16 protein-coding genes and 1 tRNA gene are annotated in these 22,107 nt (G+C 74.5%); 10 read left to right on the top strand and 7 right to left on the bottom strand.

All coding sequences use genetic code 11. The features are described 5' to 3' along the window. From ACYVI6_RS11125 to ACYVI6_RS11135, 3 genes are all read left to right on the top strand, one after another. On the top strand, positions 1 to 636 hold a 636-nt coding region (locus ACYVI6_RS11125; RefSeq protein WP_460446435.1), incomplete at its 5' end, for an acyltransferase. Then, a complete protein-coding gene (locus ACYVI6_RS11130) occupies positions 633 to 3,215 on the top strand; it encodes an acyltransferase family protein (RefSeq protein WP_460446436.1) in 2,583 nt (860 codons plus the stop codon). The genes ACYVI6_RS11125 and ACYVI6_RS11130, both read left to right, overlap by 4 nt. Next, positions 3,212 to 3,895: an acyltransferase gene (locus tag ACYVI6_RS11135; protein ID WP_460446437.1), complete on the top strand. Its 684-nt coding sequence runs from the start codon at positions 3,212 to 3,214 to the stop codon at positions 3,893 to 3,895. The genes ACYVI6_RS11130 and ACYVI6_RS11135 overlap by 4 nt, the downstream gene beginning before the upstream one ends. A gap of 27 nt (positions 3,896 to 3,922) precedes the next feature. Here the strand turns inward: ACYVI6_RS11135 and ACYVI6_RS11140 are convergent, their stop codons facing one another. Both ACYVI6_RS11140 and ACYVI6_RS11145 read right to left on the bottom strand, forming a co-directional pair. Beyond that, complete coding sequence (locus ACYVI6_RS11140; protein WP_460446438.1) at positions 3,923 to 4,960, bottom strand: glycoside hydrolase family 26 protein; 1,038 nt, start codon at positions 4,958 to 4,960, stop codon at positions 3,923 to 3,925. A gap of 28 nt (positions 4,961 to 4,988) precedes the next feature. Continuing rightward, entirely contained in the window at positions 4,989 to 7,046 is a 2,058-nt protein-coding gene (locus ACYVI6_RS11145; RefSeq protein WP_460446439.1) for a glycosyl hydrolase, read from the bottom strand. A gap of 315 nt (positions 7,047 to 7,361) precedes the next feature. On the opposite strand from ACYVI6_RS11145, the gene ACYVI6_RS11150 reads away from it, so the two are divergent. After that, positions 7,362 to 9,203, top strand: a complete 1,842-nt coding sequence (locus tag ACYVI6_RS11150; RefSeq protein ID WP_460446440.1) for a phosphoenolpyruvate carboxykinase (GTP) — start codon at positions 7,362 to 7,364, stop codon at positions 9,201 to 9,203. Between the two features lie 8 nt (positions 9,204 to 9,211). Here ACYVI6_RS11150 and ACYVI6_RS11155 read toward each other — a convergent pair whose 3' ends face one another. Beyond that, on the bottom strand, positions 9,212 to 10,279 hold the full coding sequence (locus tag ACYVI6_RS11155; protein ID WP_460446441.1) for a glycoside hydrolase family 26 protein: 1,068 nt from the start codon (positions 10,277 to 10,279) through the stop codon (positions 9,212 to 9,214). A 158-nt stretch (positions 10,280 to 10,437) separates the two neighbouring features. On the opposite strand from ACYVI6_RS11155, the gene ACYVI6_RS11160 reads away from it, so the two are divergent. From ACYVI6_RS11160 to ACYVI6_RS11175, 4 genes are all read left to right on the top strand, one after another. Next, positions 10,438 to 11,439, top strand: coding sequence for a dihydroxyacetone kinase subunit DhaK (locus ACYVI6_RS11160; RefSeq protein ID WP_460446442.1), 1,002 nt, complete (start codon positions 10,438 to 10,440; stop codon positions 11,437 to 11,439). Then, positions 11,436 to 12,074 carry a DAK2 domain-containing protein gene (locus ACYVI6_RS11165; protein ID WP_460446443.1) on the top strand — a complete coding sequence of 213 codons (639 nt, stop codon included), beginning with the start codon at positions 11,436 to 11,438 and terminating at the stop codon, positions 12,072 to 12,074. Before ACYVI6_RS11160 ends, ACYVI6_RS11165 begins: the two co-directional genes overlap by 4 nt. A gap of 237 nt (positions 12,075 to 12,311) precedes the next feature. Continuing rightward, complete coding sequence (locus tag ACYVI6_RS11170) at positions 12,312 to 13,874, top strand: LCP family protein (protein WP_460446444.1); 1,563 nt, start codon at positions 12,312 to 12,314, stop codon at positions 13,872 to 13,874. 47 nt (positions 13,875 to 13,921) lie between these two features. Then, positions 13,922 to 15,799: a penicillin-binding transpeptidase domain-containing protein gene (locus ACYVI6_RS11175; protein WP_460446445.1), complete on the top strand. Its 1,878-nt coding sequence runs from the start codon at positions 13,922 to 13,924 to the stop codon at positions 15,797 to 15,799. 4 nt (positions 15,800 to 15,803) lie between these two features. Here ACYVI6_RS11175 and ACYVI6_RS11180 read toward each other — a convergent pair whose 3' ends face one another. Continuing rightward, positions 15,804 to 16,868 (bottom strand): hypothetical protein, encoded by a 1,065-nt coding sequence (locus ACYVI6_RS11180; protein ID WP_460446446.1) that lies wholly within the window; start codon positions 16,866 to 16,868, stop codon positions 15,804 to 15,806. A gap of 105 nt (positions 16,869 to 16,973) precedes the next feature. Between ACYVI6_RS11180 and ACYVI6_RS11185 the strand changes: the two genes are divergently transcribed. Continuing rightward, positions 16,974 to 17,243 (top strand): hypothetical protein, encoded by a 270-nt coding sequence (locus tag ACYVI6_RS11185; RefSeq protein WP_460446447.1) that lies wholly within the window; start codon positions 16,974 to 16,976, stop codon positions 17,241 to 17,243. Further along, positions 17,240 to 18,529, top strand: a complete 1,290-nt coding sequence (locus ACYVI6_RS11190) for a glycoside hydrolase 5 family protein (protein WP_460446448.1) — start codon at positions 17,240 to 17,242, stop codon at positions 18,527 to 18,529. Before ACYVI6_RS11185 ends, ACYVI6_RS11190 begins: the two co-directional genes overlap by 4 nt. A 60-nt stretch (positions 18,530 to 18,589) precedes the next feature. On the opposite strand, the gene ACYVI6_RS11195 is transcribed toward ACYVI6_RS11190, so the two are convergent. The 3 genes from ACYVI6_RS11195 to ACYVI6_RS11205 form a co-directional block, all read right to left on the bottom strand. Beyond that, positions 18,590 to 18,676 (bottom strand) — tRNA-Ser (locus ACYVI6_RS11195). Positions 18,677 to 18,731: 55 nt separating this feature from the next. Beyond that, positions 18,732 to 20,240 carry an LCP family protein gene (locus ACYVI6_RS11200; RefSeq protein WP_460446449.1) on the bottom strand — a complete coding sequence of 503 codons (1,509 nt, stop codon included), beginning with the start codon at positions 20,238 to 20,240 and terminating at the stop codon, positions 18,732 to 18,734. Positions 20,241 to 20,445: 205 nt separating this feature from the next. Further along, positions 20,446 to 22,077: a long-chain fatty acid--CoA ligase gene (locus tag ACYVI6_RS11205; protein ID WP_460446450.1), complete on the bottom strand. Its 1,632-nt coding sequence runs from the start codon at positions 22,075 to 22,077 to the stop codon at positions 20,446 to 20,448. Between the last annotated feature and the right edge of the window lie 30 nt (positions 22,078 to 22,107).

Here is a 22,107-nt window from a genome sequence, read left to right on the forward strand (position 1 = left end):
GCCGGTCGCGGCCCGCGAGCCGGTGGGGAGCGCGGCGCCGTGAGCGAGCTGCTGCGCACCGCCGCCGAGCGGGGTGCCGTCGCCCACGGGCTGCAGCTCGCGGGGTACGGCGTCGCGCTCGTGCGCGCCGTCACCGCGCTGCGGCTGCACGGCGTCGAGCACGGCCCGCTGCCGTCGTGCGTGGGCCCGGTGCCCTACCTGCGCAACGCCGGCCGGATGCGCGTCGGCGAGCGGTTCGCGGTGCGCGGCGTCCAGACCCGCGCCTCGCTGGTGACCGCGCCCGGCGGCGAGCTGACGATCGGCGACCGGGTCTTCGTGAACCAGGGCGCCACGATCCACGCCGAGCAGTCGGTGACCATCGGCTCGCACGTGCACGTCGGCGACGGCGTCGCGCTGTGCGACACCGACTTCCACGAGGTCGACCCCGGCGAGGGCGTGCACGTCGCGCCCGTGGTGATCGGCGACGGCGTGTGGCTCGCCCGCTCGGTCACCGTGCTGCCCGGCGCGGTCGTCGGCGAGGGCACCGTCGTGGCCGCCGGCTCCGTCGTGCGCGGCGAGCTGCCCCCGTGGGTCGTCGCGGCCGGTGCGCCCGCGCGGCCGGTGCGCGACGTCCGCACCCGAGGGAGGCGGCGATGAGCGCCACGGTGGCTCCGGCCAGGCTGCGACAGGTCGCCGGGCGCGCCCGGGCGATGGGCGGCGACAGCCTGTACCGCAACTCGTTCATGCTCATGGCCAACACGGCCTCGCAGTCCGCGCTCGGCGCGGTGTTCTGGCTCGTGGCCGCCCGCCGCTACGTCGAGGGCGACGTCGGCCTGCTGACCGCGACGCTGTCGGCGGTGGTGCTGGTCAGCACCGCGAGCTGCCTGGGCTTCCCCAACGCGCTGGTGCGCTTCCTGCCCCGCATGGCCGACCGCACCGGCGAGCTGGTCGCCACCACGGCCGCGTTCGCGTGCGCGGTCGGGCTGCTGGTGGTCGCCGTCACGACGCTGACGCCGTGGTCGCTGCCCCTGCTGCGCGGTGGGACGACGGGCAGCCTGGTGCTGCTCGGCCTGGCCACCGTGGTGCTGAGCGTCGCCGGCATGGTCTGCGACGCGGTCTTCGTGGCGCAGCGCCAGGCGCACCTGCTGCTGATCAAGAACACCGTCGGCGGCGTGGCCAAGGTCGCGGCCGTGCTGGTGCTGCCGGTCACCGGCGTCGAGAGCCTGACGCTGGCAAACCTCGCCGGCCTGGTGGCCGCGGCGCTGCTCACCGTGGTGCTGCTCGGGCCGCGGCTGACCCGCCCGCTGCGGGTGCGCCCGTCCGTGCTGCGCGGCACCTGGTCGTTCTCGGTCGGCAACCACCTCGGCATGGTCGTCGGCATCCTGCCGCTCACGGTGACGCCGCTGCTGGTGCTCAGCGACCTCGGGGCCGGGCCGGCCGCGCACTTCGGCATCGCGGCGATGCTGCTCGGGCTGCTCAACGTCGTGCCCGCGATGCTGTCGCAGAGCCTGTTCGCCGAGCTGTCGTCCGACCCGGGCAACCGGCGCCGGCACGTGCTGCGCGCGGCCGTCGGCACCTACGCGCTGCTCGGGCCGTGCGTCGTCGGGGTGCTGCTGCTCGCGCCGTTCGCCCTCGGCCTGTTCGGCTCGGGCTACGCCGGCGGCGCCACCACCTGCCTGCGCTGGATGGCGCTCGGCTCGCTGGTCGCCGGCGCCAGCTACCTCGTCGACGTCTGCGTCAACAGCCTCGGGCGCTCCGGCAGCTACGTGCTGCTCAACGCCACCAACGCGCTGCTCGTCGTCGGTGCCGTCGCGGTGGCCGCCCCGCACGGGCTCCCCGCCGTCGGCCTGGCCTGGCTGCTCGGCCAGTCGGCGTCGGTCGTCGTCGCCCTCGCCGTCTTCGCGGTCGTCCGGCGCGGCGGCCCGACGTCGGGCACCCCCGCCGAGCCGGTCGGGCAGGACGCACCGACCGCCGTCGCCCCGCCCGTCGACGGCTCCCCGGTCGTCGTGCCCACCCCGGCCCCCGCCGTCGAGGACGACCCCGTCGACGTCGCGCCGGCGCGCCCGTCGGTCGGGCGGCTGCCCTTCCTCGACGGCGTCCGCGGCCTCGCCGCCGCCTTCGTCGTCGTCGCGCACTGCTGGAGCACCGTCTACCTCGACGCCCGCGAGGGCATGACCACCTGGCAGCGGCTCACCAGCTGGATGGGCCTGGGCCACTACGCCGTCTCGGTGTTCATCGTGGTGTCGGGCTTCTCGCTCGGCCTGGTCGCGTGGCGCGGCGAGCGGCTCGGCTGGCCGGGCGGCACCAAGGCGTTCTGGCGCGGCCGGTTCCGGCGCATCGTGCCGACGTACTGGGCGGCCGTCGCGGTGAGCGCGCTGCTCGGCGCGACCCTGCTGTCGACGCCGATCGGCACGCTGTGGGACGGCGCGGTGCCGATCCGGCCCCTCGGGGTGGTGAGCCACGTGCTGCTGCTGCAGGACGCGTGGTGGAAGGGCCCGGCCGGCAGCACGGCGTTCTGGTCGCTCGCGGTCGAGTGGCACATCTACCTGCTGTTCCCGCTGCTCGTGCTGCTGCTGCGCCGTCGGCTCGGTGCGTGGCCGGCGCTGGTCCTGGCGGTCGGCGTCGTGACGGTCTACGCGGTGATCACCGGGCCGAGCGACAGCTGGCTGCTGCGCCTGCACCCCAGCCTGTACGGCCTGTTCGTGCTCGGGCTCGTCTCCGCGCGGTACGTCGCCCGGCCCGCGCAGCCCGGCGCCCGCCGGCACGAGCGCACCCTGCTCGCCGTCGCCGCCGTCGGCCTGGCGCTGGCCGCCGTGGCCACCGTGCGGCACGGCGTCGACCCGGTCTCCCCCGTGCACGACCTGTGGTTCGGCCCGCTGGTGGCGCTGCTGATCCAGCGGACGGCGCGCGGCGAGCGCGGCACGCACGCCGTGCGCGAGCTGCTGGCCCGGCGTCCGCTGGTGTGGCTCGGCACCCGCTCGTACAGCCTCTACCTCGTGCACGCCGTGGTGATCGAGATCGTGTGGCGGGTGGCGATCCGGCCGTTCGGCCTCGCCGAGCCGCTGCCCCTCGTGCTCGAGGTCGTGCTCGGGCTGGCCGCCGCCGTCGGGGTCGCCGCGGCGTTCCACGCGCTCGTCGAACGACGGTTCACCGTGCGCAAGCGACCGCAGGCCGCCCAGCCGGACGCCGCGCCGGCGCGCCGCCGGGCCGGTCACCGCGTGGTGCAGCTGCCGTGACCACCACCGACGCACCGGAGGGGGCGCTGACCGCGAGGTACCGCGTGCCCAGGTCGTACTACGCCGAGGTGCTGTCGCGATTGTCGTTCAGCAAGTCGCTCTGGTGGTCGGCGCGGCTGCGCGGTCCGGTGCTCGTCGGCCGCGGCAGCCGGGTGCGGGTGCACCGCACGGCGTCGGTGCGCATGCCGCGCGGTGCGGTGCTGATGATCGGGCTGGCGCACGACACGACGTCCGGCGCGGTGCTGCGGATGCGCCCCCGGTCGCAGTTCGACGTCGACGGGCGCGTGCAGCTCATGCGCGGCGCCTCCGTCACCGTCGGGTACGACGCCCACCTGGCGATCGGTGCCGGCTCGTTCCTGAACGACGGCGCGTCGGTGGTCTGCGAGGAGCGGGTCGAGATCGGCCGCGACTGCGCGATCTCGTGGGGTGCGCGGGTGCTCGACACCGACGTGCACCAGCTCGTGCGGCCCGGCGGGTCCGAGCGTCCCAAGCGGGCACCGGTCGCGCTCGGTGACCACTGCTGGGTCGGGGCGGGCGCCGCGGTGCTCAAGGGCGTCCGGCTGGGGGCGCACTGCGTCGTCGCCGCCGGCAGCGTCGTCACGCGCGGGGCCGAGCCCGGCCGGCTGCTCGGTGGCAACCCGGCCACGGTGCTGGCCGAGGGCGTCACCTGGCGCCACTAGGCGCCCGCGCCCAGAGGCGTCGCGCGTTCAGGGGGTGGCGGTGGTGGCCGGCCCGATGCCGGCGCGGAAGGCGGTGAGCGACCGCGGGTTGATCGCGAGGTCGCCCGGCGCACCCGCCTTGTCCCAGAACCCCTGGTACTCCACGTGCTCGCGGCGGAACAGCTGCAGCATCTGCTGCACGTAGTAGGCGTCGTCGCCGTTGCCCGAGCTCGCCGCGTTCGTGATCCCCCACTCGGGCACGCTCACCGGCTTGCCGTGGGCGCGGGCGAAGGCGGCGACGTCCTCGAACCCGCCGTCCTGCGACATCAGGAACCGCCAGCGGGCCGGCTGCTCGGTCGGCACGCCGGGCACCCCGAGGTCGTGCTGGTCGACGCCCACGACGTCGACGGCGTCGTCGCCCGGCCACCACTGCTCGAGCGGCACCACCCGGTAGCCCGCGCTCACCGTGAGGTCCATGCGGAAGCTCGCACCCGGTGTCGCGTGCAGGATGCCGGCCACCCGCGCCCAGTACGTCGCCCACTGCCGGTGCTCGAGGGGCGTCCCCCCGATGTCGTGCTTGAACCACGTGCCGTTGCCCTCGTGCGCCAACCGGATCGTCGCGTCACCCAGTCCGGCCGCCACCAGCGTCTTCCCCAGCGCGGCGAACTGCGCGTCGTACTCACCCGCGGCGCCCCTGGCGCGCCAGTCCTCCGGCGCCTGGCCGGGCACCAGCGACTGCGCGATCACCAGCCGGCGCGACGGGCTCTGCCGCACCCACTGGTCCCACCGCTTGTCGGCGTCCCCGCCCTGCACGAACCAGGGGTTCACCAGCGCCGGCCACGTGGTGGCGACGTCGTTGAACACCAGCGCGCAGTCGTACTGGTGCCCCACCTGCTGCGAGAACTGCTGCAGGCGGGCGATGCTGTGCGAGGTGTAGACGCACGCCCTGGTGGACGCCGGGCCGGCCGGTTCGTCGGCACCGGGCCGGCCCACCAGCACGGCGCCCACCCCCGCCGCCAGCACCGCGACGACCACGACCAGCAGCCCCAGCCGGGCGCGTCGGGGCGAGCCGGCGGGTGCGTGCACCCACAAGACTGTACGGAAGACGACCTCGTCAGCGCAGGGCGTCCCCGGTGACGCCGTAGTGCCGCTTCCACGACGCCCGGACGCCGGACGCGTCCTGCAGCCGCAGCACCGACCCGTTCGGGGTGTTGACGTACGCCTGGTACCGGGTGGGCACACCCCGCACCAGGGCCGAGATCTGGTCGGCGTAGTACGCGTCGTCGCCCGCGCCGTCCGCCCGGCTCGTGGGCAGCGCGGCCCACTCCGAGAACGCGATCGGCTTGCCGTGCGTGCGGGCGAAGGCGACCTGGGTGTCGAGGCCGCCGGCGACCGCCTTCTGGTACTGCCAGCGCGCGGGCTGGGCGGCACCCACGGCGGTCGGGGCGCTGTCGAGCATCGAGATGCCGACGACGTCGACGGCCTGGTCGCCGGGGTAGATCTGGTCGAGCGGCAGGTTGCGGTAGCCGGCGTTCAGCGACCACTCGACGTCGAAGTCGCTGCCCGGGGTGGCCCGAAGGACGTTCGCGGCGCGCGCCCAGTAGCTGCGCCAGGCGCTCCAGTCGGCGGCGGTGCTGCCGACCGAGTCCTTCGCCCAGTCGCCGTTCGCCTTGGGCGCCAGCCGGATGACGGCCCGTCCGAAGCCGCGGGCCACCAGGTTCGCGCCGAGGTCGCGCACGTACCCGTCGTACTCGCCGGCGGCGCCGCGGGTGCGCCAGTCGTCCGGCGCCTCGGCCGGCACCAGGTTCTGCGCGAGCACCACGGTGCGGGCGGACGACGCCGCGAGCCACGACGCCCACTGGTACTGCGTCTGGTCCCTGGGCATGTGCGTCACCCACGGGTCGCTCCAGGTGGCCCAGGTCGGCGCGTTCTCGTCGTGCAGCACGGCGCAGGGCAGGGTGCGGCCGAGCAGGTACCCGGCCGTCTGCAGCGTGGTGAGGCTGCTCGACTCGTCGAGGCACGGCGTGCGCGTGTCGAGGTCGGCCGGCACCGCTGGGTACGTCGGGGTCGGGGCGATCGGGCGCACCGGCGACGGCTTCCACGCGTCGCCGCCGACGCCGTAGTGGCGCTTCCAGGCGGCGCGGGTGCCGGCCGAGTCGGCCAGCTTCTGGTTCACGGTGCCGGTGACCTCGAAGTACGACTGGTACCGGGTGGGGTTGTCGCGCACGACCGCGGCCAGCAGGTCGGCGTACGCGGGGTCGTCGCCCATGCCCTCCGGGATCGACGCCGGCACCAGGCCCCACTCGGGCACGCTCAGCGGCTTGCCGTGCGCCTTGCCGAAGGCGACCAGCGCGTCGAGCCCGAGCGCCAGCGAGCGCTGGTAGCTGAAGCGGGCGGGCTGGGCCTTGCCGACCCACGCCGACGCCCAGTCGTACTGGTCGATGCCGATCACGTCGACGGCCGCGTCACCGGGGTAGTAGTCGTCGAACGGGACGGCGGGCGAGGCGGCGTTCACGGTCCAGTCGAACTCGAACGACGCGCCGGGCACGGAGTTCATCACCGCGGCGAACCGGGCCCAGTAGGCCTTCCAGTCGGCGCGCTGCTGGGCGGTGTCGCCCAGCCAGTCGTACGACCAGCTGCCGTTCGCCTCGTGCGCGAGCCGGATGATCGAGCCGCCCATGTCGTACGACACCAGGTTGCGGGCCAGCGCGCGGACGTGGTCGTCGTACTCGCCGGCCGCACCCTTGGCGCGCCAGTCGGGGTCGATGCCGTTCGGTACCAGCGACTGGCTGATCACCAGCGTGCGGCCGCCGGCGTCGAGCCACTTCTTCCAGGCGTACTGCGGCTGGTCGATCGGCATGTGCGCGAACCAGGGGTCCTCCCACGTCGCCCAGGTGGGGGCGGTGTCGGCGAAGACCGAGGCGCAGTCGAGCTGCCGGCCGAGCATCCACCCGAGCTGCTGCAGCTTGGTGAGGTCGTTCTCGGTGTAGGCGCACGCCAGCTTGCTGTCGCGCGTCGCGGGGTCGACCTGCGCGGCGGCGGTGACTGCGGCCGGACGGGCGGTCGCGGCCGCCGGGGTCGCGGGCACGACGGTGGCCGCCACCGCGCACACCAGGGCGGTGAGCGCGAGCAGGGCGGGAGCGAGGCGACGAGGGCTTCGGCGTGGGGACATGCTCGAGATGTCGACATCCCAGAATGTCACCTTGCCCGCAGAAGCGGGACTTTCGTTGCCGGAGGGCGCATTTCACCCGGGCGGTCGTCCCACAGGCCGTCCGGTCACCCTGCGTCACGATCCGCAAGGTCACGGCAGGCCCGCGCAAGAACCCGGCAACGTCGTCCGGGCCTGTGAGGGACCTCACCGGGCAGTGCCCGATTTCCGGCCCTGAGCGCCCGGATGCCGGGTCTACGGTGACCGAACAGCCCGCCGGACACCCCGGCGACGCAACCGGCGCGGACGACGACGACCGCGCGAAGGGGAGACGCTGCGATGAGTGCCGACACCACGTCCGTGCGCACCGAGCCCACCGTGCGCCCGCCCACGACGCACGCCGGCCTCCTGGCCTGGGTGCACGAGGTCGCCGAGCTGACCACCCCCGAGCGGGTGCACTGGGTGACCGGCACCGAGGCCGAGTGGGTCGAGCTCACCGACCTGCTCGTCGAGCGCGGCACGTTCACCCGCCTCGACCCCTCCCGCAAGCCGAACTCGTTCCACTGCGCCAGCGACCCGGGCGACGTCGCCCGCGTCGAGGACCGCACGTTCATCTGCAGCGTCGACCCCGCGGACGCCGGACCGACGAACAACTGGGTCGCCCCGGCCGAGATGAAGGCCACGATGACCGAGCTGTACCGCGGCTCGATGCGCGGCCGCACGATGTACGTCATCCCGTTCGTCATGGGCAGCCTCGAGTCGAGCCACCCGATGTTCGGCGTCGAGATCACCGACAGCGCCTACGTCGTCGCGTCGATGCGGGTGATGGCGCGGATCGGCACCGACGTGCTGCAGCGCATCGAGGAGACCGACGCGCCGTTCGTGCCCGCCCTGCACTCGCTCGGCGCCCCGCTGCAGCCCGGGCAGGACGACGTCCCGTGGCCGTGCAGCGAGACGAAGTACATCGTGCAGTTCCCGGAGGAGCGGGCGATCTGGAGCTACGGCTCGGGCTACGGCGGCAACGCCCTGCTGGGCAAGAAGTGCTACAGCCTGCGCATCGCGTCGGCGATGGCGCGCGACGAGGGCTGGCTCGCCGAGCACATGCTGATCCTCAAGCTCACCGACCCGCACGGCACCGTCCGCTACGTGGCGGCCGCGTTCCCGAGCGCCTGCGGCAAGACCAACCTGGCGATGCTCGAGCCGACGATCCCGGGCTGGACGGTCGAGACGCTGGGTGACGACATCGCGTGGATGCGGTTCGGCGCCGACGGTCAGCTGTACGCGACCAACCCCGAGGCCGGGTTGTTCGGGGTCGCGCCGGGCACCGGGTGGCAGACCAACCCGAACGCCATGCGCGCCATCGAGCAGGGCAACTCGGTGTTCACGAACGTCGCGCTCACCGACGACGGCGACGTGTGGTGGGAGGGCATGACCGACGAGCCCCCGGCGCACCTCACCGACTGGAAGGGCCGCGACTGGACGCCGGCCTCCGACGAGCCGTCGTCGCACCCCAACAGCCGGTTCTGCACCCCGATCTCGCAGTGCCCGATCCTCGCCCCCGAGTACGACGACCCGGACGGCGTGCCGATCTCGGCGATCCTGTTCGGCGGCCGCCGGCGCACGACGGTGCCGCTCGTCACCGAGTCGCGCGACTGGGTGCACGGCACGTTCATGGGCGCCACGCTGTCGTCGGAGACCACGGCGGCGGCCACCGGTCAGGTGGGCGTGGTGCGGCGCGACCCGATGGCGATGCTGCCGTTCATCGGCTACGACGCCGGTGACTACTTCCAGCACTGGATCGACGTGGGCAAGGGCGCCGACGCCGCGAAGCTGCCGAAGATCTTGTACGTCAACTGGTTCCGCCGCGACGACGAGGGCCGCTTCGTGTGGCCGGGCTTCGGCGAGAACGGCCGCGTGCTGAAGTGGGTCTGCGAGCGCCTCGACGGCACGGCCGCGGCGGTCGAGACCCCCATCGGCCGGGTGCCCACCCCCGAGTCGCTCGACGTCGACGGCCTCGACCTGAGCGCCGACGACCTGGCCGTCGCCCTGCGCGTCGACGACGAGGAGTGGCGCGCCGAGGTGCCCCAGATCGAGGAGTGGTTCGCGAGGTTCGGCGACACGCTGCCGACCCTGCTCGTGGCCGAGCTCGACGCCCTCAAGGCGCGCCTCGGGATGGTCTGACCCGCGGGTCAGTGGCGGGCCCGGGCCCGGGCGGTCGAGGCGCGGGCCATCGCGGCCCAGACGGCACGGGTGCGCGGCGCGTGGTCGAGCGACAGGGTGTTGCCGACGTCCTTGTCGAAGTAGCTCTGGTAACGCGTGACGTGCGCGGCCACGACCCGCGACAGCTCGCGGGCGAACGCCGGGTCGTCGCCGGCGCCCTCGCGCAGCCGCTTCGGCACCAGCCCCCACTCGCCGATGCCGAGCGGCTTGCGGTGCCGGGCGGCCAGGTGCACGACCTCGCCGAGCCCGGTGGCCGAGCGCCACTGGTGCGTCCAGCGCACGGGCTGCCGGCGTCCGACCCAGCCCGAGGCCCAGTCGTAGACGTCGACGCCCACGACGTCGACCGCCGCGTCGCCCGGGTAGATCGACTCGAGCGGCACGCCGACACCGGCCAGCACCGTCCAGTCGAGCTGGAACCGCGACCCCGGCACCGACTTCAGCACCTTGGCGAAGTGCCGCCAGTAGCGCAGCCAGTCGCGGCGCTGGGCCGCCGTGGTGCCCATCGAGTCGAACCGCCAGGTCGCGTTGGCCTCGGGCGCCAGCCGGATGACGCTGCCACCCATGCCGTAGCGCACGAGGTTGCGGCCGAGCGCGCGGATGTGCGCGTCGTACGCGCCGGAGGCGCCCCTCGCCCGCCACGACCGGCTCGCACCCGCCGGCACCATCGACTGCGTGATGACGAGGTAGCGACCCGTGCCGCCCCGCACCCAGCCGTCCCAGTCGTACTGCGGCTGCGCGGCGGGTGCGTGCCCGAACCACGGGTCCTGCCAGGTGGCCCAGGTGGGCGCGGTGTCGTTGTAGACGCCGGCGCAGCTGATCGTCGTGCGGGCCTGCCGCTCGCGGGCGCGGAACCGGCGCAGGTCGTGCGCGGAGTACAGGCACGCCGACTTCGTGTCGCTCGCCCGCAGCGCCTTCGCCCGGGCGCTCGCCGACGACGCCACCGCCGTCCCGCCGCCGGGCAGCGCGCCGAGCAGGGTGAGCAGCAGCGCCGCGACCACCAGCCGGGCGACGCGGGCGCGAACGCGGAGGGACACCATGCACCCGTCATCGACCGCGGCCCCGCGGTCACCGAGCCGCCGCCCGGGTGTCACCCGTCCGGCCCAGCCCGGTGCCGAGGTGCGAGCAGCGGTTCACCGGGACGGCGTGTCGTGAACCGCTGCTCGCATCTCGGCGGGGGCGGGGCCAGGGTGGGGGCGTGAGCCGTCCCTTCCTGCCCGCCGACGACGCGGTCGCGGTGTCGTGCCGCGGGTTCGCGCGGGCGCACGCCGACCTGGTCGAGCTCGTCGAGGAGCCGCTGCACCTGCGGGCCAGGCACCGCGCGTCCGGACGCCGGGTCGGGCTGGTCGGGGGCGGCGGGTCGGGGCACGAGCCGCTGCACGCCGGGTTCCTCGGCACCGGGATGCTGGACGCCGTCGCGCCCGGCCAGGTGTTCGCGTCGCCGCACAACCGCCAGGTGCTCGAGGCCAGCCGGTCGGCCGCCGGACCCGCCGGCGTCGTGCACGTGGTGAAGAACTACACCGGCGACCGGATCAACTTCGGCATCGCGGCCGAGCGGCTGCGCCACGACGGCATCCAGGTGCGCCGGGTGCTCGTCGACGACGACCTCGCCACCGAGAGCGACGCCACGGCGACCGGACGCCGGGGCACCGCCGCCACGGTCGTGGTCGAGAAGCTGCTCGGCGCGGCCGCCGACACCGGGCTGGGCCTCGACGAGCTGGCCGACCTCGGCACCGCCGTCGCCGGGGCCTCGCGCAGCCTGGCGGTGGCCGGCCGGGCGCAGACCTCCCCGCGCTCGGGCCGGGCGGCGTTCGACCTCGCCGACGACGAGCTCGAGTTCGGCGTCGGCATCCACGGCGAGCGGGCGCAGCAGACGGTGACGCGCCCCGAGCTGCCCGACCTGCTCGACACCCTGGTGCAGCGGCTGGCCGCCGGGCTGCCGGGCGAGGGCGCCGACGTGCTGCTGCTGGTGAACGGGCTCGGCTCGGCGACCGCGCTCGAGCTGTACGCCGTCCGCGAGCTCGTCGAGCCGCTGCTGGCCGAGCACGGGCTGCGCGTCGTCGACTCGCTGGTCGGCACCTTCGTCGCAGCGCTCGACATGCACGGCTTCTCGCTCACGCTGACCCGGCTCGCACCCGGCTGGCTCGACCTGTGGCGGGCGCCCAGCGTCACGCCCGCGTTCCCCGGGAGGACGTCGTGACCGTGCTCGAGACCGCGCTGCGCCGCTGGGCCGCCGCCGTCGAGGAGCAGCACGCAGCCCTCACCCGCCTCGACGAGCTGAGCGGCGACGGCGACTTCGGTGACAACCTGCGCGACGCCACCCGCCGGGTGGTGCGCCGCCTCGACGCCACCACCGGGGCGGACGACGGCGCCGCGGCCGACCTCGCCGCCGCGGTGTTCCTCGACGAGGTCGGCGGCACGTCCGGCCCGCTGTTCGGCCTGCTGCTGCAGGACGTCGCCGCCGCCGTGCACGAGGACGCCGACGTCGTCGCGGCCGTGGCGGTGGGCCTGCTCGCCGGGCTGGCCGCCGTGCAGCGGGTCGGTGAGGCCGAGCGCGGCGACCGCGCGGACGTCGACGCGCTGCACGCCGCGATGCCCGGGCTCGACGCCGCCGACCTCGCCGAGGCGACCCGCGCCGCCGAGACCACCACCGCCGCGACGTACCGGGTGGTCGCCCGCATCGGCCGCGCGAGCTACGTCGGCGAGCGCGGCCTCGGCGCCCCCGACCCCGGCTGCGTCGGCGTCTGCCTGCTGCTCTGGGCCCTCGCCGGGGCCGCCGACCCCGCGGCCGACCTCGGCACGGCGTCCGAGCTCGTCGCCCGCTGCGAGGCCTGACCCCGCTCGTTCGCGAGCCACGTTCAGTTGGCTCGCGCACCGTTCCATGGGCGTGCACACCCCTCGAACGGTGCGGGAGCCCACTTCACGTGGCTCGCGCCCCAGGACGGCGGGCGGGGACGACGCGTGAAGGGGCCGTGTAGGTCCGGCCCGACCTGAGGGCAGGCGACGCGTGCACGTGGTCGAATGAGCGCAGGTCCCGCGCGGGCGGGCCACACGGCGCCGCGAGAGGTGGGCATGAGCGAGGGGCACGGGTCCAGGCCGCTGCTGCAGCTCGACCCCGGCACCGACGAGCCCGTGCCCGGCCAGGGCCCCACCGCGTTCAGCCGCACCCGGGTGCAGGGCCCGCGGCACCGCTCCTCGCGTCGCGAGCGCGAACCGCGCCCCGGCCCGCGGCACGCCGTGCACCACGACGGCATGCTGCGCTTCTCGCTGCTGTCGGTGCTGGCGCTGGTGCCGGGCGTCGGGCTGATCGCCGCCGGCCGCAAGATCGTCGGGGCGCTGGTGCTGCTGCCGGTGGTGCTGCTGGCGCTGTTCGGCCTGGCCGTCGTCCTCGACCGCCCGACCCGCGAGTGGGCGCTGGGGCTCACCGTCCGGCCCGACGCGCTCGTGGTGCTGGCCGTGCTCGCCGTGGTGGCCGGGCTGGTGTGGGTCGCCAGCATCGCGCTCACCGGCTGGGCGGCCCGGCCCAGCTCGACGACGCCCCTGCAGCGGGCGGGCGGGGTGGCCCTGGTCGCGGTGCTGGCCGCGGCGGTCGCCGTCCCCGACTCCTTCGCCACCCGCTACGCGCTCATCCAGCGCGACGTGGTGCAGACCCTGTTCGAGGACGACGCGTCCGCCGCCCCGCAGCCCGGCGTCGCGAAGCCGACCGGTCAGACCCGCGCCGACCCGTGGGCCAGCACGCCGCGGGTCAACATGCTGCTGCTCGGGTCGGACGCCGGCACCGACCGGACGGGCGTGCGCACCGACTCGATGATGGTCGCGAGCATCGACACGAAGACCGGCCGCACGGTGCTGCTGAGCCTGCCGCGCAACCTGCAGCGGGTGCCGTTCCCCAGCAGCAACCCGCTGCACCGGCTGTGGCCGAACGGGTACGACTGCGGCAGCGAGTGCCTGCTGAACGCCGTGTGGACCGAGGCCGACAACCACAAGGACCTGTTCCCCGGGGTGCGCTCGCCCGGGCTCGAGACCGTGCGCGGCGTGATCGGCGAGGTGCTCGGACTGCGCATCGACTACACGACGATCATCGACCTGAAGGGCTTCAGCGGGCTGGTCGACGCGATGGGCGGCGTCGTGGTCGACGTGCCGCGACGCATCCCGATCGGCGGCGGCCACAACCAGGCGACCGGTGCCGCGCTGCCGATCACCGGCTGGATCGAGCCCGGCACCCAGCGGCTCACCGGCTACCGCGCCCTGTGGTTCAGCCGCTCGCGCGAGGGGTCGGACGACTACGACCGCATGCGCCGGCAGCGCTGCATGGTCGGCGCGCTGCTCGACCAGTCGAACCCGGCGACCCTGCTGGCCCGCTACCCGCGGCTGGCCAAGGTGCTGCAGCGCAACCTCTCGACCGACGTCCCGCGCAGCGACCTGCCGGCCTGGGTGACGCTCGTGCAGCGGGTGCAGGGCGGTGGCGTGAGCAGCCTGCCGTTCACCAGCGACGTGATCAGCACCGTGCACCCCGACTTCACGCACATCCGCGAGCTGGTGCAGAAGGCGGTCACCAAGGTGCCGAAGAAGGGCAAGAAGAAGAAGGGCGCGAAGGACGACGCGGAGGCGGTCTCGATCGACGCGACCTGCTGACCGGCCCTCCACCGGTCCTGCACACCGGATCGGGTTGGATGGACGGCATGCAGGGGACGCGTCGTCGGTGGCCGTGGATCGTCGCTGCCGCGCTGGTGGTGGTGCTCGCGGCCGGGGCGCTCGCGGTGGTGCTGCAGCGCCGGGCGCAGACCGCGAAGGAGCAGGCCGCCGCCCGCCTGGTCGGGCAGGTGGCGGCCGCGCTGCGGGCGGGCGACGTGTCGGGCCTGCCGCTGGCCGGCACGACCGGCGCGGCGGCGCAGACCGCGCGAGCCGCCACCGTGAAGGCCCTGGCCCGGCCGACGGTCACCGCCGGGGCCACCACCGTCTCCGGCGACGTCGCCACGGCGCCCCTCGTCGTCGCCTACCCGCTGGGCGGCGGGGCGGTCTGGCGCAGCACGCTGCCGCTGCGGCTCACGCACGCCGAGCGCTGGCAGGTGGCGGCCGGGCAGCAGCTGGTGGCGCCCGACGTCCGGGCCGGCGACGTGCTGCGGGTGCGGCGCGACCAGCCCGACCGCGCGGAGATCACCGGTGCCGGCAAGCAGGTGCTGGTCACCGACCGCGAGGTCGTCGACGTCGGCATCCAGCCCCGGCGGGTCACCGGCTCCGTCGCGGCGCTGGCCGCGAAGGTCGCGAAGCTGACCGACGTCGAGGCGGCACCGCTGGCGAAGCGGGTGTCGGCGGCCTCCCCCGACGCGTTCGTCGACGTCATCACCCTGCGCCGCGACGACTACGACGCGGTGCGCACGAAGCTGCGGCCGCTGCCGGGCGTGGTGTTCCGCGAGCGCACGCAGCCGCTCGCGCCCACGCGGGAGTTCGCCCGGGCGCTGCTCGGGTCGGTCGGGCCGGTGACCGCCGAGATGGTCACGAAGGGCGGCGGCCGGTACGCCGCGGGGGACGTCGCAGGGGTCTCGGGCCTGCAGCGGCAGTACGACGAGCAGCTGGCCGGCACCCCGGGCACCGTCGTCGAGGCGGTGTCCGAGGGTGACCCGCGCACGCTGTACGAGGTCGCGGCGACGACGGGGAAGCCGCTCGCGCTGACCCTCGCCACCGACGTGCAGGAGGCCGCCGACCGGGCGCTGCAGGACCTCGACCAGCCGGCCGCGCTGGTCGCCGTCAGCGTGCAGACCGGGGCGGTGCTCGCCGTCGCGAACAGCCCCGCCACCGGGCTCGACCGCGCGCTCGTGGGCCGGTACCCGCCGGGCTCGACGTTCAAGGTCGTGACCACGCTGTCGCTGCTGGGCAAGGGGTTGCGGGCCGACGACCGGGTCGAGTGCCCGCAGACCGCGACCGTCGACGGCCGCACCTTCCGCAACTTCGAGGCGGAGCAGTTCGGCGCCGTGCCGTTCCGCACCGACTTCGCGAGGTCGTGCAACACCGCGTTCGTCGGCCTGTCGCCGCGGCTCGACGCCGACGACCTGCGGCGCACCGCGGCGAGCACCGGCATCGGCGTCGACTACGACGCGCTCGGCACCGACGCGTTCAGCGGCAGCGTGCCGGCCACGACGTCCGACGTCGACAAGGCCGCGGCGTCGTTCGGCCAGGGCCGGGTGCTGGTGTCACCGCTCGCCGTCGCCGTGTCGACCGCATCGGTGGCGCGCGGCGGCTACCTGCCGCCCACGCTGGTCGACACCGGCGCGACGGCCCCGACCGCGAAGGCGCTGGACGACGGCGACGTCACGACGCTGCGGTCGTTGATGCGCTCGGTGGTCACCGACGGCACCGGCACCGCGCTGCGCGACGTCGACGGCGGCGAGGTGCGCGCCAAGACCGGCACGGCCGAGTTCGGCACCGACGACCCGCCGCGCACGCGGGCCTGGATCACCGGGTGGCAGGGTGACGTCGCGTTCGCGGTGCTCGTCGAGGAGGGCGCGAGCGGGGGCACCGTCGCCGGGCCGGTGGCCGCCCGGTTCCTGCGCGGGCTCTAGTCCGTCACTCGTACAGCACGTAGTCGGGCTTCGGCCGCAGCCCCAGCACCTGCTTCGGCGTCATGAGCTTCCCGTGCCGGGCGTCCTCGACGTAGAACAGCTTGAAGCCCGGGCGGACGCCGCGCGGCAGGTCGCGCACGAGCACCCGCCAGGTGTCGGTCTTGGCCGACCGCGACCCGATGCCGTCGACGCTCTTGATCACCGCGACGCCGGGGCGGCTGCGGATGGCCGACTGCTCGCGCACCACCTTCGCGGCGACCTGGTGGAAGACCATCACCTTCTGCGGCAGCCGTTCCGCCCGCACGATGCCGTCGAGGTAGGCGGCCACGCCGTCGAGCTCGGCCCCGGTGGTTCGGCCGAACACCCGCCCCGGAACCTGCTTCGGCCCGACGGCCCACTCGGGGTCGAGCGCCAGGCCGACGTCCGGCTGCTCGAGCCACGGGCGCAGGTCCTTCACCAGCGGCAGGAAGTCGGCCCGGCCGGGCTGGACGTCGAGCAGCAGCAGCGCCTTGTGCCGACGGGCCGCCTTCAGGTACCGCGCGATCGTGGCGTCGGGCACCCGCTGCGAGTAGTCGCCGCCCGCGCCGGGGCTGCCGGTGGCCACCACGGTGATCAGCTCGAGCACCGGCAGCACGGTGCGCCCGTCGGCGTACGGCCTCGCGCGGCGCTCGATCTCGTCGACGCGCTCGTCGAGGTCGCCGACGCCGAGCCGCCCGAAGGCCTTCGACCCCGGGGCGCCGGAGTAGCCGACCAGCCGGTACCGCGGGAACAGCGTCGTGCCACCGCGCGGCAGCTGACGCCGCCCCGCCGCCGTCGCGTCGGCGGCGGGCGAGGCGGTGGCCGAGGCAGTGGTCGACGCAGTGGCCGAGGCGGTGGACGAGGCGGTGCCCGACGCCGTGGCCGGGGTCTGGCCGGACGACGGGCCGGTGGCCGGCGCGGAGGTCGTGGGCGCACCCGCCGTGCCGCCGGCTCGGTCGCCGGGTGCGGTTCCACCGCCGGAGCACCCGGCGGCGAGCAGGCCGGCGGCCACGGCCAGCGTCGTCACGGTCGTGCGGGGGCCGCTGCGCATCCCCCGACCCTGCCAGACTCCCGCCGGGCCGCCAGCCACCAGGGTCACCCGCTGCCGGCAGGCCGAGAAGTGGCAGGCCGGCGGTGCGCGCGGGATGGTCGGGGGGTGCCCATAGACGACGATCGTGACGGCCAGGCCCGCACCACCCACACCCTGCAGGACCTGTTGGTCGAGCTCTACCACCAGCACCGGGGCGCGTCCGTCGAGACGACGCGCGCCGCGCTGGTCGAGGGCATCGCGGCCCGCGGGCTGCCCGAGCAGCCCGAGCCCTGGCTCGACTCGACCGCCACCGACCTCGCCGGCGGACGACGGGTGCTGCTGTCGTCGCTCGAGGCGAGCGGCGACGTCCCCCGGGACCCGTCCGAACCGTCGTGAGGGACGTGCGCTTCGGCGCGAACTACACCCCCTCGCAGGGCTGGTTCCACGCCTGGCTCGACCTCGACCTCGACGCGGTGGCGCGCGACCTCGACGCCGTCGCCGCGCTCGGGCTCGACCACGTGCGGCTGTTCCCGCTCTGGTCGCTGCTGCAACCGAACCGCACGCTGATCCGCGAGCGCGCACTGGCCGACGTCCGCGCGGTGGCGGAGGTGGCGCAGCGCAGCGGGCTCGACGTGAGCGTCGACGTCGTGCAGGGGCACCTGTCGAGCTTCGACTTCCTGCCCAGCTGGGTGACCACCTGGCACACCCGCAACCTGTTCACCGACGACGACGTGGTCGAGGCGCTCGAGCAGCTGGTCGGCTCGGTGCACGGTGCGCTCGCCGACCTGCCCGGCTACCTCGGCCTGACGCTGGGCAATGAGCTGAACCAGTTCTCCGGCGCGCCGCACCCGAACGCCTCCCCCGCCACGCCGGCACAGGTCGAGTCGTGGCTGCGCCGGCTGCTCGGGGCCGTGCCGGACGACGCCTCCACGCTGCGGCTGCACGCGCCGTACGACGCCGCCTTCTACCTCGACGGGCACCCGTTCACGCCCGCGCACGCCAGCCGGCTGGGCGACGTCACCGCCGTGCACTCGTGGGTCTTCAACGGCACCGCGCAGGCGTACGGGCCCGAGTCGGTGCAGAGCCGCCGGCACGCCGAGTACCTGATCGAGCTGTCGACCGCGTTCGCCGTCGACGCCGGGCGGCCGGTGTGGCTGCAGGAGGTCGGTGCGCCGCTGAACGTGATGGACACCGCGCAGGCGCCGGACTTCGTCCGCGAGACGGTGCGCGCCGCCGCCGACTGCCCCGACCTGTGGGGCGTCACCTGGTGGTGCTCGCACGACGTCGACCGCTCGCTCGCCGACTTCCCGGACCTCGAGCACACCCTCGGGCTGCACGACGCGGGCGGCACGGTGAAGCCGGTCGGCCGGGCGTTCGCCGAGGTCGCCGCGGAGGTGCGGGCGTCGTCCGCCCCGCCGCCACGCGGCACCGCCGTGGTGGTCGAGGTCGACGACGACGACCTGCCGCTGCACCGCGGCGACTGCGCGCCCGGCGGGCGGGTCTTCACCGCCTGGATGCAGGTCGCCGCGGACGGCGGGCGGCCGACCGTCGTCACCTCGCGCACCGCGGCGGACGCCGGGGCGCTGGCCGCCCGCGGCGTCACGGACGTCGTGCACCCGGAGCCCGGCGGCGCCAGCGTGTACGCGGCGGTGCCGGACACCGAGCGGCTGTCGATCGACTGACCCCGGACGCGCGGACGCCCCGCCGGTCGAGACCGGCGGGGCGTCGGCGTGCTGGTACGGCGGAGGCGGCGAGATTTGAACTCGCGATGGGTTTCATCCCAAACCCGCTTAGCAGGCGGGCGCACTAGGCCACTATGCGACGCCTCCAGGCAGCCCGTGCAGCGTACCGGTCGGCCGAGCGCACCGGCAAAGCGAGGGTCGGTCAGCCCTCGGAGCAGGTGGTGTCGGACGCGACCCGGGCGGTGATCGTCGGCGTCGCCGAGCGCGGCACCGCGGGCGCCTTCACCGGCTGCGCCGGCAGGTCGTCGGTGCCGACGCGGTTCGGCACGGCCACGACGGACGGCGAGCCCTTGCCGAGGTCGACGACGAAGCCGCTGCTCAGCGTGTCGTCGACCATCAGCGACGCCTTCGGGAAGGCGGCGGCCAGCGTGCGCGCCGCCTCGCGCTGCCCCTCGGGGTAGTGCACGACCGCACCGCGCGCCGCGGCCCCCGCACCGTTGCCGGTGCCGGTGACGTCGAAGCCCTGCGCCGCGAGCGCCGCGCCGGCCTGCTTGGCCAGGCCGCTCGCACCGCTGGAGTTCAGCACCTTCACCGACAGCTCGCTCGGGGCGACGGTGAGCGGCGCCTCGGTCGCCGCCGGCTTCGACGACTTCTTGTCGCCGGGCAGACCCTGGTCGGTGCGGATGCTCTCCCACAGCGCGTCGGCGGCCTGCGTCCACTCGACCCGGTTCGGGTCGGGCGGGTACGCGCGGATCGGCACCGTCACGAACCGCACGCTCGACGTCTTCACGTTCTTGATCTGCAGCGCCAGGTTCGACAGCTGCCGCACGTTGGCCAGGTCGGGGTCGGTGGTCAGCGACTTCGTGGCGGCGTCGAGGAACCCCAGCAGCCGGTCGGGGCGCAGCAGCAGCCCGCTGCTCGTCGCCTCGCGCACGACGGCCGACAGGAACGCCTGCTGCCGGCCGATGCGGCTGATGTCGGACCCGTCGCCGATGTGCCGGACCCGAACGAACGCCAGGGCCTGGTTGCCCTTGACCTTCGTGGTGCCGGCCGGCAGGTCGAGGTGGCTCTTGACGTCCTTCACCGGCTGGGTGAGGCAGACGTCCACCCCGCCGAGCGCGTCGACCATCTGCTTGAACCCGTCGAAGTTCAGCACCGCGTAGTGGTCGATGCGGATGCCGGTGTTCGCCTCGACGGTCTTCACCGTGCACCCCGCGCCGCCGAGCGAGAACGCGGCGTTGAACTGCTCGACCTTCGCGCCCTGCAGCGTCGCGTCGGGGTCCTTGCAGCTGGGCATCGGCACCATCGAGTCGCGCGGGATGCTCACCACGACGACGTTCCTGCGGTCGGCCGACAGGTGCACCACGAGCGTCGTGTCGCTGCGCGCGCCCTCGGTGGCGGCGCCGTAGTCGCTCGCGTCCGTCAGGTCGCTGCGGTTGTCCGACCCCATGAGCAGGATGTTCATCGGCCCGAGGTTCGTGTTCGGGTCCTTCGTACCCTGCGCCCTGGGCCGCAGGTTGCCCAGCGCCCCGGTGATGTCGGTGGCCGTGATGTTGCCCTCGAGCCGCCGCACCACCACCGTGCCGACCAGCAGCCCCAGCACCAGCACGCCGACGCTCCCGACCAGCACCCCGCGCACCGCGCGCACCACGGGCCCGTGCTTCGGCGCGGCGACGTGCCGCCCACGAGAGGCACCGACGCGGTGCAGCATGCGCGCTCGACCTCCACGGTGGGCGAGAGAGAAACGGACGTCCGGACACAGCAGGCGCCATCGCCCCCGAAGGGCACCCTAACCGGCGCTGCTGTGCGTGATCGGCCCCGATCGCGCCTGCTGGAGGATCTTCACGCTTCCCGCACGGGTCTCCCGTCGGTCTTCCGTACGTGGGCCGGGCCTCCCCGCGCAGCCCTACGAAAGGTCAGAGCGTGGTGACCGACAGCTCCCCGTCCGCGTACCGCTGACGAAGGACCTTCTTGTCGAACTTGCCCACGCTCGTCTTGGGGACCTCGTCGATGAAGGCCCAGCGCTCGGGGACCTGCCATTTGGCGACCTTGTCGGCGAGGTGGGTGCGCAGCTCCTCGGCGTCGACGGACTCGCCCTCGGCGACGACGACGGTGGCGAGGGGGCGCTCGCCCCACTTCTCGTCGGGGACGCCGACGACGCTGGCCTCGAGCACCTTGGGGTGGGACATGAGGGCGTTCTCGAGGTCGACGGAGCTGATCCACTCGCCGCCGGACTTGATGACGTCCTTCACGCGGTCGGTGAGGCGCAGGTACCCGTCGGGGGTCATCGAGCCGACGTCGCCGGTGCGCAGCCAGCCGTCGTCGAACTTCTCGGGGGCGTCCTCGCGGTAGTAGGAGCCGGTGATCCAGGGGCCGGCGACCTCGATCTCGCCGACGGACTCGTCGTCCCAGGGCACCTCGTCGCCGAGGGGGCCGACGACGCGGGTCTGCACGAGCGGCGAGATGCGGCCCTGCGACTCGCGGTAGCGCCAGCGCTCCTCGCCCTCGGACTGGGTGGGCGGGATGCAGACGGAGCCGAGGGGCGAGGTCTCGGTCATGCCCCAGGCGTGGATGACCTCGATGTCGTAGCGCTCCTGGAAGGCGCGCATGAGGGCGGGCGGGCAGGCGCTGCCGCCGATGACGGTGCTCTGCAGCGACGACACGTCGCCGCCGTGCTCGTCGAGGTGGTGCAGGACGGCGGTCCAGATGGTGGGGACGGCGGCGGACGTCGTGGCGCGCTCGGCGGCGATCATGGCGACGAGCGGCTCGGCCTGCAGGTAGCGGTCGGGCATGATCAGCGACGCCCCGGACAGCAGCGCGCCGTAGGGCAGGCCCCAGGCGTTGGCGTGGAAGAGCGGCACGATCGCGAGCATCCGGTCGCCCTGCTTCAGGCCCATGGCGCTGCCCATGTTGGTCTGCATGGCGTGCAGGTAGTTCGAGCGGTGGCTGTAGACGACGCCCTTGGGGTTGCCGGTGGTGCCGCTCGTGTAGCACATGGACGACGCGGAGTCCTCGTCGAGCACCGGCCACTCGTAGGTGTCGGGCTGGGCGTCGAGCAGCTCGCGGTAGTCGTGCACGGCGCGGCCGTGCTCGGCGAGGGCGGCGCGGACGTCGTCGGGCACCGGGCCGTTCACGACGACGGCGCGCACGAGGGGCAGGTGGGCGAGCAGCTTCGCGAAGGGGGCGGCGAGCGAGCTGTCGACGAAGACGACGACGTCCTCGGCGTGGTTCGCGACGTACACCAGCTGCTCGGGGAAGAGCCGGATGTTCAGGGCGTGCAGCACGGCACCGGTGCTTGGCACGGTGAGGTACAGCTCGAGGTGCTCCTCGTTGTTCCACATGAAGGTCGCGACGCGCTCGTCGCCCTCGACGCCGAGGGCGCGCAGCGCGTTGGCCAGCCGGGCGCAGTCGCGACCGAGGTCCCCGTACGTCGACCGGCGGGGGCCGTCGGCGGTCCAGGTGACCACCTCCGACGCCGCGTGCACGGTGGTGCCGAAGGTCAGGATCTGCGAGATGAGCAGCGGCGTGCGCTGCATCGTGCTCTCCATGGCCGCACTGTGCCACGCATCACACCGAGC

It is taken from the genome of Angustibacter aerolatus, from assembly GCF_054776675.1.

What these genes read in the sequence shown, in the direction of transcription:
- ACYVI6_RS11170 (WP_460446444.1), top strand. Translation starts at nt 12,312, where the DNA reads ATGAGCGAGGGGCACGGGTCCAGGCCGCTGCTGCAGCTCGACCCCGGC.
- ACYVI6_RS11200 (WP_460446449.1), bottom strand. Translation starts at nt 20,240, where the DNA reads ATGCTGCACCGCGTCGGTGCCTCTCGTGGGCGGCACGTCGCCGCGCCG.
- ACYVI6_RS11205 (WP_460446450.1), bottom strand. Translation starts at nt 22,077, where the DNA reads ATGGAGAGCACGATGCAGCGCACGCCGCTGCTCATCTCGCAGATCCTG.
- ACYVI6_RS11180 (WP_460446446.1), bottom strand. Translation starts at nt 16,868, where the DNA reads ATGCGCAGCGGCCCCCGCACGACCGTGACGACGCTGGCCGTGGCCGCC.
- ACYVI6_RS11130 (WP_460446436.1), top strand. Translation starts at nt 633, where the DNA reads ATGAGCGCCACGGTGGCTCCGGCCAGGCTGCGACAGGTCGCCGGGCGC.
- ACYVI6_RS11150 (WP_460446440.1), top strand. Translation starts at nt 7,362, where the DNA reads ATGAGTGCCGACACCACGTCCGTGCGCACCGAGCCCACCGTGCGCCCG.
- ACYVI6_RS11145 (WP_460446439.1), bottom strand. Translation starts at nt 7,046, where the DNA reads ATGTCCCCACGCCGAAGCCCTCGTCGCCTCGCTCCCGCCCTGCTCGCG.
- ACYVI6_RS11155 (WP_460446441.1), bottom strand. Translation starts at nt 10,279, where the DNA reads ATGGTGTCCCTCCGCGTTCGCGCCCGCGTCGCCCGGCTGGTGGTCGCG.
- ACYVI6_RS11175 (WP_460446445.1), top strand. Translation starts at nt 13,922, where the DNA reads ATGCAGGGGACGCGTCGTCGGTGGCCGTGGATCGTCGCTGCCGCGCTG.